Genomic DNA, 14,751 nt, shown 5'->3' with positions numbered 1-14,751 from the left:
GCTTACCCAAAGCGACCGGTAATATAATCCTGCGTTTGCTGCTCACGCGGGGTTGTGAACATGCGTGCCGTGCTGTCCACTTCAATCAGCTTGCCCATATAGAAAAACGCTACCTGATCCGCACACCGCGCAGCTTGCTGCATGTTGTGCGTTACAATGGCAATGGTGAACTCGGTTTTCAGTTCATCCAAGAGTTCTTCAATACGGGCTGTAGAAACTGGATCCAACGCACTTGTGGGTTCATCCAGCAGAATAACTTCAGGCCGCACAGCAATCGTACGCGCAATGCACAAACGCTGCTGCTGGCCACCAGACATAGCCGTAGCAGAACTGCTAAGCCTGTCCTGCACCTCAGACCACAAAGCTACGCGCCGCAGAGCATCTTCTACCCGCCCATCCATTTCTGAACGAGAAACACGCTCATGCAGCCGAATACCAAACGCAATATTATCGTAAATGGACATAGGAAATGGTGTGGGTTTCTGAAACACCATGCCAATGCGTGAACGCAGAACGTTCAAATCCACCCCGGAAGCCAGAATATTCTGGCCATCAAATATCACCTCACCTGTGGCTTTCTGGCCCGGATACAAATCATACATCCGGTTTAACACACGCAGCAGGGTAGATTTACCGCACCCTGAAGGGCCGATCATGCCCGTTACGCTGCGTTCGGGAAAATTAAGAGAAATATCATGCAGCGCGTGTGACTTGCCGTAATAGAAATTCAGATCCCGCACCTGCAAAGCAATCGGGCGGGCATCTTTTTCTGTCTCAGCAACAGTCACTGTCTGCTCTGCGGCAACGGTTTCCGTTTGGACCTCTACGCTCATGTCCGTCCTCCACGGGTTCCTACCCGCACCACAATATTAATGACCAATACACCAAGTGTAACCAGCAGCGCGCCTGTCCAGGCCTGCTGCATCCAATCCTGATAAGGAGAACCTGCATACTGGTAGATAGCTACGGGCAGGCTGGCCATAGGCCTGTTCATATCAACAGACCATTCGGAATTACCCAGTGATGTAAACAGCAGCGGCGCTGTTTCACCCGCCACACGTGCCACTGCCAGCAAAACACCTGTAAGAATGCCGCCACGCGCTGCGCGCAGGCAGATAAACAGGATAACGCGCCACTTTGGCGCCCCCAACGCAATACCGGCCTCACGCATGGCAACAGGCACCAGATAAAGCATGTCTTCTGTTGTGCGCACCACAATGGGCATAGCCAGAATGGCAAGGGCAAGAGAACCCGCAAAGCCAGAAAAATGGCCCAGCGGTGCCACCAGCACCATATAGATAAACAGACCGATCAGAATGGATGGGGCAGAAAGCAGCATGTCAGAAACAAAGCGCATCGTGCGCGCCAACACGCTGTTTGTGCCGTATTCCGCCAGATAAATACCTGTGAGCAGCCCTGCCGGTGTGCCCAGCAGAATAGCTAGCCCGGTTTGCAGAATGCTGCCCATAATGGCGTTTGCCAACCCACCATTCTGGCCCGGCGCGGCCATGGAATGCGTAAACAGGTTAATGCTTAGCCCAGCCAACCCGTTTTTAAGCAAAGTCCACAAAATGGACCCCAGAACACACACAACAATCAGCATGGCCAGCCAGCTAAGGCCTGTGGCCATTCTGTCGGTCACTTTTCTGCGCAACAAAAGCGAGGCAGAACGGTCGGACCGAAGCAGGGAACGTGATGTGGCCATTCTTAACCTCCCGCAGCTTTCTGCCCACGGGCCAGAAGCCAGCGAGAGAACCAGAGTGTCAGGAACGAAATCGCCATCAGGATAGCCCCTAGCGCCATAAGAGACGCCAACTTCAGGCTACCTGCCGAGCTTTCGGGAAATTCCAGAGCAATAAGAGAAGCAATGGTGTTGGCCGGCGCAAAAAGTGACCAACCAATATGGTTGCTATCACCAATAACAAACGTCACAGCCATTGTTTCACCCATGGCGCGGCCCATGCCCAACACAACAGCGCCAATCACGCCCTGCCGAGACCACGGCAACACCACGTTGCGCATAACTTCCCACCGTGTAGCACCCAACCCGTAGGCGCTTTCACGCAATACCGTTGGCATGGACACAAATACGTCCCGCATAACGGCGGTAATGGAAGGCGTAATCATAATTGCCAGAATAAGACTGGCGGTAAACAGACCTGTGCCAAATGGCGCACCTGCCACAAGCGCAGAAAGCCCGGGCACATGCCCGAACAGATGCCGGGCCGTAGGCTGCACATAGTGGGCAACTAACGGCACCACCACAAAAAAGCCCCACATCCCGAAGATAATAGAAGGAACAGCGGCCAGAAGCTGCACAGCCATGCCAATAAAAGCTGCGGCTGCCGGAGGTGCAAGGGCTGCCAGCCAGAATGCCGTGCCAAAAGCCAAGGGCACGGCCACAACAAGTGCCATCGCACTGCTGACAATGGTGCCAAAAACGGGTGCCGCTGCCCCAAAATGCTGGGTAACAGGGTTCCACACCGCAGATATAAGGAATTCAGGCCCAAAAACAGCAAAGGCTTTCCAGCCTCCTACTGCCATCACACCAATAATGGCCCCCAGCACCACCAGAACACCAATACCGGTTGCCATCACCAGCATCCTGAAGAAAGGATCTGCTGTGTGAACACCTCCGGCTGGGTGGTTCTTTTTTGTTGCGGGCAGGGGCTGCCTTGCGGAAATTTCCATCTGCTCTCCGTTCCGAACGTCCGCCGGATGCGAGGAGGAATACTGAACGCCTCCGTCTCCTGCAACATAATCCCCGCAAGAAAGCTGGGGAAAAGCAGATTTGTCACAAAACTGTAGCAGGAAAAACCACTATCCGCACGCAGGCTGCAATCCCGGCCTGACAGAAGTTTCTTTGTAGTCTAATGTGCAGCCCCCATATATCTGGCGGACGCCAGATTGCTCCGGAACCACACAGCAGACAGAAACCAGAGAGAAGACCCCACCATGGCCGGTTACAGATCCCGCACCACCACACACGGGCGCAACATGGCAGGCGCTCGCAGCCTGTGGCGCGCCACCGGGATGAAAGACTCCGATTTTGGCAAACCCATTATTGCGGTTGCCAACTCCTTTACCCAGTTTGTGCCCGGCCATGTGCATCTTAAGGATATGGGCCAACTTGTGTGCCAATCCATTGCCGAAGCAGGCGGAATTGGCCGTGAATTCAACACCATTGCGGTGGATGATGGCATTGCCATGGGCCACGGTGGCATGTTGTACAGCCTGCCCTCGCGCGAGCTGATTGCCGATGCAGTGGAATATATGGTGAACGCACATTGTGCTGATGCACTGGTTTGCATCAGCAACTGCGATAAAATTACGCCGGGCATGCTGATGGCCGCCATGCGGCTGAATATCCCCACCATTTTTGTTTCCGGCGGCCCGATGGAAGCCGGACGCGTAACACTGGCGGATATTGAACAGCGGGCAGACCTTGTAACTTCCATGGTTTCTGCGGCCAACCCGAATGTAAGCGATGCCGATTCGCTTGCCATTGAACGTTCGGCTTGCCCTACCTGTGGCTCCTGCTCCGGCATGTTCACAGCCAATTCCATGAACTGCCTGACAGAAGCTCTGGGCCTTTCCCTGCCTGGCAATGGCAGCCTTGTGGCTACACATTCCGCACGCCGTGACCTGTTTGTAGAAGCAGGGCATCGCATTGTGGATATGGCACGCCGTTATTATGAGCAGGAAGATGCCTCTGTGCTGCCACGCAGCATTGCCACTATGGATGCATTTGAAAATGCGATCTCAGTTGATATCGCGATGGGTGGTTCCACCAACACAGTACTGCATCTTCTAGCCTCTGCGCATGAAGGCGATGTACCCTTTACCATGAAGGACATTGATCGCCTTTCCCGCAAGGTGCCGCATCTGTGTAAGGTGTCCCCTTCCCGCCCGGATGTGCATATGGAAGATGTACATCGGGCAGGCGGTGTTCCGGCCATTATGGGTGAATTGGATCGGCTTGGCCTGTTGCACCGCGATGTGCCTATGGTGCACGCTGCCAACCTGCCCGAAGCCCTGAAAAATTGGGATATTCGTGCTCCGGGTGCTGAAAACAATACCACAGCGCGAGATTTCTTCCGCGCTTCTCCGGGCGGTGTGCGCACTACGGAAGCATTCTCTCAGTCCAGCCAGTATCGTGAACTCGATATGGATACGGAAAACGGTGCCATCCGTAACGGGGCCCACGCATATAATCAGGATGGCGGTTTGGCTGTTCTGTACGGCAATCTGGCCGAAGACGGTGCCATTGTTAAAACAGCCGGTGTTGCCGCTGGCCTAGAAACATTTTCTGGCCCGGCCCGTATTTTTGAAAGCCAAGATGCCGCTGTTTCCGCCATTCTGGGTGACAAGATCAAACCGGGCGATGTGGTGCTGATCCGGTACGAAGGCCCCAAAGGTGGCCCCGGTATGCAGGAAATGCTCTACCCCACCAGCTATCTGAAATCCAAAGGGCTGGCTGAAAAATGCGCCTTGATTACGGATGGTCGTTTTTCAGGCGGTAGTTCTGGCCTTTCCATTGGCCATATCTCCCCCGAAGCTGCTGAAGGCGGCGTGATCGGTCTGGTTGAGGAAGGTGATATTATTGAAATTGATATCCCCAACCGCAAACTGGCTGTAGCTGTGCCGGAAAGCGAACTATCTGATCGCCGCGCACGTATGGATGATCTGGGTGATCAGGCATGGCAGCCCAAGCGTGACCGCGTAGTTTCCAACGCGCTGAAGGCCTATGCAGCCCTCACCACCAGTGCTGCCCGTGGTGCAGTAAGAGATGTTAGCCAGCTTACGCGGCGGACACCCCGTTAATACGTGGTTCTTCAGCACATAAGTTACAAAAAGCCCCGGTGGAAAAATATCCACCGGGGCTTTTTTATTTCATTTCAACAAAGCCGGATATCGCCCCAAACAAGATGATACCCGAGCAGATGAAACCTTACTGACCAGCTGCTGCCGGAGCTTCAAGCGGAGCTGCCGGAGGCGCTGCCTGTGTTGCTGGGGCAGGAGTGGCAGCTACGCTATCACCAGCCGGAACAGCAAGCTGCTGCCCATTAGCTGGCGGCTGCGGCACGTTTTCATTGGTGAGAACGTAGGAGATGGATTCCGCACGCGTAATATCCACAACGTCACCAATTTTCAGGGTCGCCAGAAAATCCTGCATGGCTTGTGTACGCAAAACAGCAACATGCAGCGCACCATCGTCCGTTACAAAGGAAGCCGTGTGAGTGTTCAGGTCAATCGCCTTAATAGTGCCACGTTCACGGTTGAAAGCTGCAATCACGCCACGTGGATGACCATGCGCATAACCACGGGCCGTTGTCAGGGTAGATTCGGGCAGCGGGCTATCAGGTGGTGCCATCTGTGCACCCAGCGTTTCTACAAACCGGATCTTGAGATGATCACCTTCATGCAGATGCGGCAGATCACGCACAGCGCTACCGTATTCAACGGTAATCAGATGACCATTGCCTTCACGCAGCAGCACTTCACGCGCATCACGGTCCACTGTTTCAACCACAGCAGTAGCGGTCTGGTTTTTCAGAAGCACGGAAGCCTGAGCATGAGCTGCGGAAAGAGCAGAAGCCAAGCCAGCTACAGCGAGCGTGCACACGGCCACAGAACCTGTGACCAAAGAAGACATACGGGAAACGAGAGGATGCAACGCTCTTAATCCTTTCCAACATCAGTCTGATGCAGTCATGCGCCAGACACTGGGTTATTTTAATGCCCGTGATACAATGGTTTCACCATAACACAAGCCATGACGCCATGTTATGGGGTCTGACAACGGCGCGATCAGAAAACAGAAAGCCCGTCTGGCGGACCAGACGGGCTTTGCTGCATGAAATCTGCAAGAAGCAAATTTTATGCGCAGGACTTCTTCTTACGCAGGAAATACACCACTGTTGCAATCAGTCCGGCAACCAGAAGGCCACGCACACACGGAGATTTCGGGCACTTAACCGCACACTTGGACATGTTCTGTTATCCTTGATCTATTCCGCCCGTTACAATCAGGCAGATACGTTATCCTACCCTATACACGTCTGCACGTCATGCCATTGAAACGCATGTTGGCATATGTTCATGACAGCTGCGCAAAAAGCTAGGCTGTTAGAATCGTACTGCCTGTTGTGCTGCGCGATTCCAGCGCCCTATGCGCTTGTTCGGCTTCTTCAAGCGGAAAGCGTTGGCCAATTCTGGGCTTCAACACCCCCCTGCTCTACCATTGCGAACAGTTCCTGCGCCCCGGCCTCCAGCTCCTTGCGATCTGCAATATATGTCATCAGAGAAGGGCGTGTCAGATACAAGCTTCCATGTGCGCTTAAGGTTCCTACGGATATACCTGTAACCGGCCCGGATGCATTACCATAGCTGACCATAAGCCCACGTGGGGCGAGGCAGTTCAGGCTGGTTTCAAAGGTATCACGCCCAATGCTGTCATACACAACGGGCACCATTCTCCCGTCAGTCAGCTCCTTTATCCGGGCGGGCAAATCTGATGTGCCAATAACAACATCTGTCGCACCGCAAGCCTTGGCAATGGCGGCTTTTTCTTCTGTAGATGTCACGCCTATGACACGCGCGCCCAAGCGCCGCGCCCATTGGCAGATAAGCTGTCCGACCCCTCCGGCCGGGGCGTAAACCAAAATATCCTGCCCTGCACGAACGTGGTACACTTGGCGCAGCAACATATGGGCCGTAAGGCCCCGTAAGGTAACAGCAGCCGCAATATCAAACGGAATAGTATCTGGCAGCACCACAAGCCTGTCTGCTGCAATGGTGCGATAACGGGCATAGGCCCCCAAAGCTCCGGCGTAAGCAACCCGCATACCGGGCCGAAGATGCTGCACTCCTTCGCCCACTTTTTCCACCACGCCTGCTCCCTCATTTCCGGGAATTGCTGGCAAAGTTGGGAACGGGTACAGGCCTGACCGAAAATAGGTATCTATAAAATTAACACCTATAGCTTCCTGCCGTAGAAGTACTTCGCCTTTTTGGGGCTGAGGAACAGGAAGAGTTTCAACGCACAATACATTAGGTGGGTCTGTATGATGCACACGCACAACTGTGTTGAGATCACTTGCCATTTCTTGCCTCATTTTCCGCTGCCCGCTACATGACTCTGCGTCACGTTCCCAAGCACGTCAGCAGCCAGACAGATTTACAGTGTTCCAGATATGTCGGCCCTACCTTCCTGAAAATCAGGGCCTGTCTGCATCATCCTCACCCAGAAAACTGATAATATGTTTCAGATCCGTCAGCAGGATTCCCACAACAAAACGTATAATGGGGTCTGCCGTTTCATCTTCTGTCGGAAGGGCTGAAATAACTTCTGCTGCCACGCGGCTATCATCACCTGAACGGGCCGTGGCTTCATCATTACAGCGCTGAATAACCCACTGGAACCCACGCAGAAGGCCCGCGCTAATGGTGGCCACCTGTTCTGGCGGAATAGTGGCACCTGAATGTGGAAAACGCAGCATGGCACGAGCCACCACCAATGCATCTATCTGCAATTGCCGCACTTCCTTAGGAAGTTGCGCCAGCATGGGGTCTCGTTGCTCCAACGGCTTCCAGTGCTCGCGCCGTGCTTCTTCCAACGCGGCCTGAACCTTCCGCAAAGAGGCCGCGCACTCATCATTCATGTCCTGAATGGTTACCCAATCTGTTTCTTCAGAACGGGCTTTTTGCAGCATGGCCACAATTTGCGTCACTGTTTCCGCAGCGTTGCGGAAAGCATCTCGCCGTGCCTGTTCATGCAGCACAACGTATGTCACCAATGTGGAAACGCCTACCCCAATCAGAATAGCCAGCACACGTTCAATCGGCCGAAGGTACGGATCTCCTTCTGAGGGAAACAAAGTGGCAATCATGAGCGTAACCACGCCCATGCGTGCTGCGGGCTTCCAGCTCACCAACACGGCCAATGGAATAAAGGCGATTGCAAAGGCCTCCCACAATGGCCAGCGCAAAAACATCATCAGCGTAATGGGCACAATACTGGCAACCGCGCCAATCAACGTGCCAACAATCTGGTCTCGCCCTTTGGAAATGGTATCCGTAATGCTGTTTTGCGTTACAATTACGGATGTAATAATGGCCCAACCCGGTTCCTGCAGATTGGTCAGCCACACCATAAAACCAGAAAGACCAACGGCACTCAGCAACCTTACGGTCTGCCGCGCCACGGCATTGTTGAGCCATGGCGCCTGAATAGAAAATGGAACCATTTATTGAGACGTATCTTCACCCGTTAAGGAAAACGGTATCCAGCGCAAACCATCCGAATCATGCACAAGCAACAGCACTGAACGCTTTTTGTCCTTCTTGGCTGCTTCAATCCGTTTTTTCAGATCTGCTGGTGTATTCACTTCTGCCTGCTGCACTTCGGTAATCACATCTCCGGGCTTCAACCCCCGGTCTGCGGCAAGGCCATCATCTTGCACCGCTGTAACCAGAACCCCTTTCTGATTTGCAGACAGCCCATATTTCTGCCGAGCGGCTGTATCAATGACACCAACAGAAAACCCAAAATCTGCAAAACTGACGGTTTCCTTGGTTTTAGATGGAGCCGCCTGTTTCTGAGGCATATCCTCAGCAGGTTCTGGCAAGGCTGCAATAGTGACCGGCAGATCCAAAGTTTTGCCATGCCGCCATACGCCAAGATGCGCCACACTTCCTACCGGCAGTTGGGCAGAAAGGCGTGGCAATGCTTTGCCTTCAATCGGCTGCGCGTTCAGGGCCTGAATGACATCCCCTGTCTGCAAACCCGCTTTGGCCGCCGGGCCATTTTTTTCTACCCCAGCCACCAAAGCGCCACGCGCAGGCGTAAGCCCCAGACCATCGGCGATATCCTGCGTGACATTCTGGATTCTTACACCCAGCCACCCGCGTGACACCTTCCCGGTTTTACGCAATTGCTCAACCACATTGCGGGCCTCGTTGGAAGGAATGGCAAACCCGATTCCGACAGACCCGCCGGAGGGTGAATAAATAGCTGTATTGACGCCAATAACCTGCCCACTCATATCAAACAGAGGGCCACCAGAATTACCCTTGTTGATGGGGGCATCGGTCTGGATGAAATCATCATACGGGCCTTGGTCAATATTGCGCTCGCGGGAGGAAATAATACCTGCCGTAACGGTGCCAGACAAACCAAACGGGTTGCCAATGGCCAGCACCCAATCTCCCACCCGGTGGCTGTCACTATTGCCAAACTGCACAAAAGGCAGAGGCTTTTTGCTTTCCACCTTCAGCAGCGCCAGATCTGTCCTATCATCATGCCCGACAGCCTTGGCCGTCAGCACCGTGTTATCCTGCAAGGTGACCGTAATGCGGTCTGCCTTACGGATAACGTGGTTGTTAGTCACGATGTAGCCGGTAGGATCAATAATAAAGCCAGAACCCAATGCCTGCATCCGCCGTGGCGGTGCATCTGGCTCGGTCTGCCTGTTCATGAAATCATGAAAGAACTTCTCGAACGGAGAACCCTGCGGAAAATTGGGCATCTGTGGCAGTTGGTCATCTTCATCATCATCGTCCGAATCTGCCCGCACTGTCTGGGTGGTGGAAACATTCACCACAGCAGGCAAAAGCTTTGCCGCCAGATCTGCAAAGCTTTCCGGCGCACGCTGCGCAACCACTACGGGCGTGGCAGCCTGATCTGCCTGTGCTGGATGCACAAAACTTGCACCCGCAAGCAAAAGACCAGACAGAGAAAAAACACGGGCAAAACGGGCAGATATACGCATGAAGAAACAGTCTTTCTGTCAGACAGCGGCAGGAAAGTATATTGTGAGTTTATGGCACGAACATGCTGAAAGGTCAGCCCGCTTTACACATGTGGCTTTTGGTTTGGCCCATATCAGCCCTATTTAAAGCGGTTACCCCGCTGCCAGTTCCAGAACCCACTTAGCCACAGCCTCACCTAACAGGCGATAGCCAGTATCACCCATATGGATGCCATCAGGGGAAAGTTCTTCCCGCCCTAACCCGTATGTTCTGCTCCACTGCTTCATCAGGTCAAAACGCGGGAATACTGGCATCTCCAGCGCCTGCCCCAGTGCATGCACAGATGCCTGAAAAGCCGGTGCCACAGAGCATTCATCCAGCAAACGGCACCACTACAAATCCATCATCTCCAGCGTCTGCTCCGTTTTCACGTAGAACCAGCAGATCATCCCGCGTGAGCCGCTCAAAGTCTGACAGTTTTACGCCTGTCAGCGGATCATTTACACCGCCTTGCCAAATCACAAGATCAGCCTTGTCTGCCAGAACCCGCGCCAGCCGGGCATGCATCTGCATAGCCCCTTGCCCACCAATACCGCGATTGATGACCTCCAGCTTAGCAGGTACCGCAGCACGTAATTTTTACTGGCTTTTTGTGCTGCAAAAGTTGGGCCACATGCGATAGGGAGAAAACCTTCGTTAAGGACATGGTGTTTCCTTTATTATAATTGCTGGCACTGCATTACTTACTGGCAGCCAATGCCGCCCGTTGGCGTGTGCGGCGCGCATCCAGCCAAGCCGCCAGCCAGAACAACACAGCCAGCCCCACAATGTTGACCGCCACCTGCAAGCCCCAACCATCACCAAACGTGCTGAAAATGAGCCGCGCGTACAGATCCAGCACCGTGCCCACCACAAAAATTTCCAGAGAATGACGGCCAACCCGTGCCAGAATTTGCCCCAGCTTGCTTTCTGCCGCCCACTGCCGCGCTTTATCTGAAGACTGAACCAGATAAAAAATGGCCACGACATCCAGCAGACGAAACGGAGAAAGCCATGTTTTGGCTGGCGCGATAGAATCCCCAAACGGGCGGAAATCCGGCAGCCCCCATAATGTCCACGGAAAAGCCTGAATGGCAGAAAATACCAGATACAAAATGCTGGCGATCACCAGTAACTGCTTCTGTGGCAGATCACCCCCACGCCGCTCGGTTTCGGCAGAAGCCGTCAGCCCCAGCGCAAACAGAAACTGCCATGCAAATGGATTAAAATACCATCCGTCTGGGTCCAGCCAGTTCGGAAAGTTGATTTCCGGATCAAAATTGACAAACAGCCACACAGCGCCAGACAGCACGAGCGCAAGAGAACGATGCACGCGCATCAGCACATAAAAAAGCGGAAACCCACCCAGCAGAACAATATACAGGGGCAAAATATTGAGGTTGCTGGGCAAGGCATCAAACATCATTACACGCCAGACCCAGCCCATGCCATGCGCCAGTTCTGGCTCCAGATAATCGACTGAAACCGGGGTAAAATGACGCCATGCCCGCACGGTGAAGACATAAGCGGCCACCATAATGGTTTGGCCAATGTAAAGCTGCACACACCGGCGGAAAATCCGCTTGAGAATTGTGGGCACACCATATTTTCTAAAGCCACGCCCATACGCCAACCACGATGCATAGCCCGCAAGCAGCACAAATACTTCCGCTGCATCGGCAAACCCGACATTGCGCATGGTAAAACGGTTGAGCAGATTTTGAGGGATGTGGTCTATAAACATCATCAGCAGCGCCACACCACGCATGGCATCAATCCGATGATCTCGCCCTCGGCCCACAACAGGCTTGGGTGGCGGTGCAGAGACAACACCAGATCCTGAAGTTTTTTCAGCCTGTGAGGTCATTTTATCCACCCGGCCATCCGCCACTGTATTTACCATGTGCGTCATCTACCGGCCTCGTCTGTTCTGTGCCAGAAAAAATCTGTCACACGCAGGAAACACGCTGAACCTGCACAACATCCCGCGCAGGCCTTTCCTCTTGACGGCAAGTCATGCTTGCTGTTGCCAACCCAACAGACCTCATCACCTTCAACAGGAGCAAAATTGTGGCTCAGCCTCCCTCCGTTTCCTCTCAGGACATCGCGCGTGTTCTGGAAAATGTAAAAGACCCACAAACGGGCAAAAACCTGCTGGCTTATGGGCATCTGGAGGGCTGTTCGCTTACAGAAGGCAAACTTTCTGTAGCCTTTGCTGTAGCACGGGAACACGCCCAAACCATTTCTGCTTTATGTGATAATGCGGCCCATCAGCTTGAAACACTTCCGGGTGTGCAAAGCGCGAGTATCATTCTTACTGCACACCGCCCTGCTGGGGCCGCAGCAAAACCCAAGGCCGCAACTGGTGGGCATCGTCCTTTAGGGGGCGTGGCACCAGATAATGGTAATACCCCCATTCTTCCCGGTGTAAAAACCATTATTGCCGTGGCCTCGGGCAAAGGCGGCGTAGGCAAATCCACCACAGCAACCAATCTGGCCGTTGGGCTTGGTTTAGAGGGCTTAAAAGTTGGTCTGCTGGATGCAGATATTCATGGCCCTTCCCTGCACCGCATGTTGGGCGCAACGGGCAAGCCTGAAGTTATAGATGGCAAGCTGCAACCCGTTGAAGCTTGGGGCATCAAGGCTGTTTCCCTCGGCATGCTGGTAGATGAAAAAGCCGCTATGATCTGGCGAGGCCCCATGGTGATGGGCGCCATCAATCAGCTGCTGACAGATGTGACATGGGGAAATCTGGACGTAATGGTGGTGGATCTGCCCCCCGGCACCGGGGATGCGCAGCTCTCTCTGACTCAGAAAGTGCCTTTAACCGGGGCCGTTATTGTTTCTACCCCACAGGATATCGCGCTGATTGATGCACGCCGTGGGGTAACAATGTTTGAAAAAGTACATGTGCCCGTATTGGGGTTGATTGAAAACATGTCCTATTTCTGCTGCCCAAATTGCGGCCACAATACAGAACTGTTTGGCCACGGCGGTGCCCAGAAAGAAGCCAAAGCCATGGGCGTACCTTTCCTTGGGGAAGTTCCGCTTCTGGCAGACATTCGCGCCAGTGGAGATAAAGGCGTGCCCGGCATTATTGAAACGCCAGATGGTGAAGGTGCCAAAGCATGGCGCCACATTGCACATAAAGTTGCGGAAATGCTGCGGCCACAACTGCAAAAATAAACAGTTTTAAAAGCAAAACCGGCCATTCCCTTCATGCAACGGGAGGCCGGTTTTCTTAAAAATTGAACACGTGATTATTTAGATTTTGGCTTATGTACCTGAGGTGTTTTGGAACCTTTTTTGAAAAAAGCCCGGCATTTGGGGCTTAGCTGATCTTGCTTGCGCTCCATACACTTTGTGATTTTCTTTTCATTTGGAATAGCTAAAGCACACAGGCGCAAAGCATCCCCTTTACAAGCTTCTGTCTGCTTTTCCCGCAATGCGTCGGCATGAGCAGGATATGCCAGCCCGATCATAGCCACACTAGAAAGCATGATAGAGATACGCCGCATAAAATGTGTCATTCTATACTCCATTAAATTTTAGAAATTTCCAAGCATCTGTAACATGCCGACATTAAGAGTTTGTGCATTTAAAAAATACTCACAAACTCAGGCAGGTTGGAAGACTTATCCTAACCTGCCCGATTGCACGGCAGCCTTACGAACCCGGCTTAGGGCAGATATTTTTAATGCCACCTTGCGCATGATCACAGAATTGAAAATGCCAATTATCTTTGGTGGCCGGAGCATTCAAAAACAGAACACCCCACACAGCCACCAGCACGACAGCAATAACCACAAAAGGCCACAGTGGCGGTAAATGTGCGGCCTTAAAGGGTTGTCGTAGCTTTTTGCTTTGCGGGCCTTTCTGCACAATCTGCTCAAAAAAAGGTGTTTCCCCCTTTGATGCGTTTGTATCATCCGGCTTGTTTGTCATGATCAGGACAACACTCTCGCAATCAGCCTTTTATGCTGGCCATCATTTCATCCCATTCACGGCGGCTAAGACCAGAACCTTTCTGCTCTACATTTTCTCCGGCTAACATACGACGCAAAACCTGTATCATAGTTGCAGAGAATGTAACGGCACCACGGCGATATTCTTCAAAAGCGCTGGCCGTTACCGGTACCCACGCGTGCAGAATTTTCAGCATGATTTCTGCATAAACCCGAATTTCATACTGCGCATGCGGATCTATCCGCAGAGCCAGAAAGTGCATAAGGTTATGGAGATCTATTTTCCAGTACCACTGGGTATAGGTGTTCAGGGTCAGATTAATACGGCCTAGCTCACGCGCCAGACCATACCCATTTTCTGCATCCAACATTTTTTCGTAATCACGATACGTCCGCATCGCATCATCACGCAGAATATCCAGAACTTCAGCAGCTTGATCTGGTGCCAAAATCTGCCCCCGGCCCTGCCGGTTCACTTCGCTCTGGGCGGCCATATGTTCTGGTGCTGGCAGGTAAAATTCACTGTCCAGAATGGAATAACGTGCTGAATATTCATTCACGCTGGCCATGCGATGGCGAATCCACTGCCGCGCTACAAAAATAGGCAGTTTGACGTGAAATTTCATCTCACACATTTCAAACGGTGAGGAATGGCGATGGCGCATCAGATACCGGATCAGCCCTGCATCTTCTGAAACCTTACGAGTGCCCCGACCGTATGAAACACGCGCAGCCTGCACAATGGCGGCGTCATCCCCCATATAGTCGATAACGCGCAAGAACCCATGGTCCAACACTTCGTGCGGTTCATACAACATGGCTTCCAGCGCCGGCACGGTAGGCCTGCGTGTGGCAAAGGTTTCCTGCCCGTGGGCTGCTATTTCCGCCCGCTGTTCTTCCGTAAGTGCCATGCCGCTTTGTTCCTACCCGTGGTCTAAAGTTAGCCTTCCATACTCCATAGCGCCCCACAGATGCCAGCCCGCAGATGAGACTG

The 14,751-nt window shown here is 53.0% G+C and carries 14 protein-coding genes and 1 pseudogene; 2 read left to right on the top strand and 13 right to left on the bottom strand.

Translation table 11 applies throughout. The annotated features are described in order from the left end of the window. Nucleotides 1-2: 2 nt before the first annotated feature. The 3 genes from pstB to pstC are packed head-to-tail and all read right to left on the bottom strand — an operon-like array spanning nucleotide 3 to nucleotide 2,691. On the bottom strand, nucleotides 3-833 hold the full coding sequence (gene pstB / locus A4S02_RS13460) for a phosphate ABC transporter ATP-binding protein PstB (RefSeq protein ID WP_019088585.1): 831 nt from the start codon (nucleotides 831-833) through the stop codon (nucleotides 3-5). Further along, entirely contained in the window at nucleotides 830-1,705 is an 876-nt protein-coding gene (gene pstA, locus A4S02_RS13455) for a phosphate ABC transporter permease PstA (protein ID WP_070324071.1), read from the bottom strand. The genes pstB and pstA overlap by 4 nt, the downstream gene beginning before the upstream one ends. A gap of 2 nt (nucleotides 1,706-1,707) precedes the next feature. Then, complete coding sequence (pstC, locus tag A4S02_RS13450) at nucleotides 1,708-2,691, bottom strand: phosphate ABC transporter permease subunit PstC (protein WP_070324070.1); 984 nt, start codon at nucleotides 2,689-2,691, stop codon at nucleotides 1,708-1,710. A 264-nt stretch (nucleotides 2,692-2,955) separates the two neighbouring features. Between pstC and ilvD the strand changes: the two genes are divergently transcribed. Next, nucleotides 2,956-4,824: a dihydroxy-acid dehydratase gene (gene ilvD / locus A4S02_RS13445; protein WP_070324069.1), complete on the top strand. Its 1,869-nt coding sequence runs from the start codon at nucleotides 2,956-2,958 to the stop codon at nucleotides 4,822-4,824. 127 nt (nucleotides 4,825-4,951) lie between these two features. On the opposite strand, the gene A4S02_RS13440 is transcribed toward ilvD, so the two are convergent. From A4S02_RS13440 to A4S02_RS13415, 7 genes and pseudogenes are all read right to left on the bottom strand, one after another. After that, a complete protein-coding gene (locus tag A4S02_RS13440) occupies nucleotides 4,952-5,656 on the bottom strand; it encodes a hypothetical protein (RefSeq protein WP_070324068.1) in 705 nt (234 codons plus the stop codon). Between the two features lie 465 nt (nucleotides 5,657-6,121). Next, nucleotides 6,122-7,118, bottom strand: a pseudogene (locus tag A4S02_RS13435) (quinone oxidoreductase family protein). 102 nt (nucleotides 7,119-7,220) lie between these two features. After that, on the bottom strand, nucleotides 7,221-8,249 hold the full coding sequence (locus tag A4S02_RS13430) for an FUSC family protein (RefSeq protein WP_070324067.1): 1,029 nt from the start codon (nucleotides 8,247-8,249) through the stop codon (nucleotides 7,221-7,223). Beyond that, nucleotides 8,250-9,773: a DegQ family serine endoprotease gene (locus tag A4S02_RS13425; protein ID WP_070324066.1), complete on the bottom strand. Its 1,524-nt coding sequence runs from the start codon at nucleotides 9,771-9,773 to the stop codon at nucleotides 8,250-8,252. It lies immediately after the preceding gene. A gap of 132 nt (nucleotides 9,774-9,905) precedes the next feature. Continuing rightward, nucleotides 9,906-10,118: an SGNH/GDSL hydrolase family protein gene (locus A4S02_RS16200; protein ID WP_228142398.1), complete on the bottom strand. Its 213-nt coding sequence runs from the start codon at nucleotides 10,116-10,118 to the stop codon at nucleotides 9,906-9,908. 7 nt (nucleotides 10,119-10,125) lie between these two features. After that, on the bottom strand, nucleotides 10,126-10,326 hold the full coding sequence (locus A4S02_RS16195) for a hypothetical protein (protein WP_228142397.1): 201 nt from the start codon (nucleotides 10,324-10,326) through the stop codon (nucleotides 10,126-10,128). Between the two features lie 166 nt (nucleotides 10,327-10,492). After that, complete coding sequence (locus A4S02_RS13415) at nucleotides 10,493-11,704, bottom strand: OpgC family protein (RefSeq protein ID WP_070324065.1); 1,212 nt, start codon at nucleotides 11,702-11,704, stop codon at nucleotides 10,493-10,495. Nucleotides 11,705-11,862: 158 nt separating this feature from the next. On the opposite strand from A4S02_RS13415, the gene A4S02_RS13410 reads away from it, so the two are divergent. After that, a complete protein-coding gene (locus A4S02_RS13410; protein WP_026019294.1) occupies nucleotides 11,863-12,978 on the top strand; it encodes an Mrp/NBP35 family ATP-binding protein in 1,116 nt (371 codons plus the stop codon). A gap of 74 nt (nucleotides 12,979-13,052) precedes the next feature. On the opposite strand, the gene A4S02_RS13405 is transcribed toward A4S02_RS13410, so the two are convergent. The 3 genes from A4S02_RS13405 to thyX form a co-directional block, all read right to left on the bottom strand. Further along, nucleotides 13,053-13,334 carry a hypothetical protein gene (locus A4S02_RS13405; protein ID WP_070324064.1) on the bottom strand — a complete coding sequence of 94 codons (282 nt, stop codon included), beginning with the start codon at nucleotides 13,332-13,334 and terminating at the stop codon, nucleotides 13,053-13,055. A gap of 124 nt (nucleotides 13,335-13,458) precedes the next feature. Then, complete coding sequence (locus A4S02_RS13400) at nucleotides 13,459-13,737, bottom strand: hypothetical protein (protein WP_070324063.1); 279 nt, start codon at nucleotides 13,735-13,737, stop codon at nucleotides 13,459-13,461. A gap of 22 nt (nucleotides 13,738-13,759) precedes the next feature. Beyond that, the gene (gene thyX / locus A4S02_RS13395; RefSeq protein WP_019088598.1) at nucleotides 13,760-14,668 is read right to left on the bottom strand and encodes an FAD-dependent thymidylate synthase; all 909 of its coding nucleotides are present in this window, start codon (nucleotides 14,666-14,668) and stop codon (nucleotides 13,760-13,762) included. Nucleotides 14,669-14,751 lie beyond the last annotated feature (83 nt).

It is taken from the genome of Acetobacter ascendens (genome assembly GCF_001766235.1).
Classification (GTDB): Bacteria; Pseudomonadota; Alphaproteobacteria; order Acetobacterales; family Acetobacteraceae; genus Acetobacter; species Acetobacter ascendens.
Note: the sequence above shows the minus strand (reverse complement) of the source record. Positions and strands in the feature narration are given on the sequence as shown.

Excerpts from the sequence above, each read along its gene's own strand:
- ilvD (WP_070324069.1), top strand. The coding sequence starts at position 2,956 with ATGGCCGGTTACAGATCCCGCACCACCACACACGGGCGCAACATGGCA.
- thyX (WP_019088598.1), bottom strand. The coding sequence starts at position 14,668 with ATGGCACTTACGGAAGAACAGCGGGCGGAAATAGCAGCCCACGGGCAG.
- A4S02_RS13400 (WP_070324063.1), bottom strand. The coding sequence starts at position 13,737 with ATGACAAACAAGCCGGATGATACAAACGCATCAAAGGGGGAAACACCT.
- A4S02_RS13440 (WP_070324068.1), bottom strand. The coding sequence starts at position 5,656 with ATGTCTTCTTTGGTCACAGGTTCTGTGGCCGTGTGCACGCTCGCTGTA.
- A4S02_RS13415 (WP_070324065.1), bottom strand. The coding sequence starts at position 11,704 with ATGACGCACATGGTAAATACAGTGGCGGATGGCCGGGTGGATAAAATG.
- A4S02_RS13430 (WP_070324067.1), bottom strand. The coding sequence starts at position 8,249 with ATGGTTCCATTTTCTATTCAGGCGCCATGGCTCAACAATGCCGTGGCG.
- pstB (WP_019088585.1), bottom strand. The coding sequence starts at position 833 with ATGAGCGTAGAGGTCCAAACGGAAACCGTTGCCGCAGAGCAGACAGTG.
- A4S02_RS13405 (WP_070324064.1), bottom strand. The coding sequence starts at position 13,334 with ATGGAGTATAGAATGACACATTTTATGCGGCGTATCTCTATCATGCTT.
- pstA (WP_070324071.1), bottom strand. The coding sequence starts at position 1,705 with ATGGCCACATCACGTTCCCTGCTTCGGTCCGACCGTTCTGCCTCGCTT.
- A4S02_RS13425 (WP_070324066.1), bottom strand. The coding sequence starts at position 9,773 with ATGCGTATATCTGCCCGTTTTGCCCGTGTTTTTTCTCTGTCTGGTCTT.
- A4S02_RS16195 (WP_228142397.1), bottom strand. The coding sequence starts at position 10,326 with ATGCAGATGCATGCCCGGCTGGCGCGGGTTCTGGCAGACAAGGCTGAT.
- pstC (WP_070324070.1), bottom strand. The coding sequence starts at position 2,691 with ATGGAAATTTCCGCAAGGCAGCCCCTGCCCGCAACAAAAAAGAACCAC.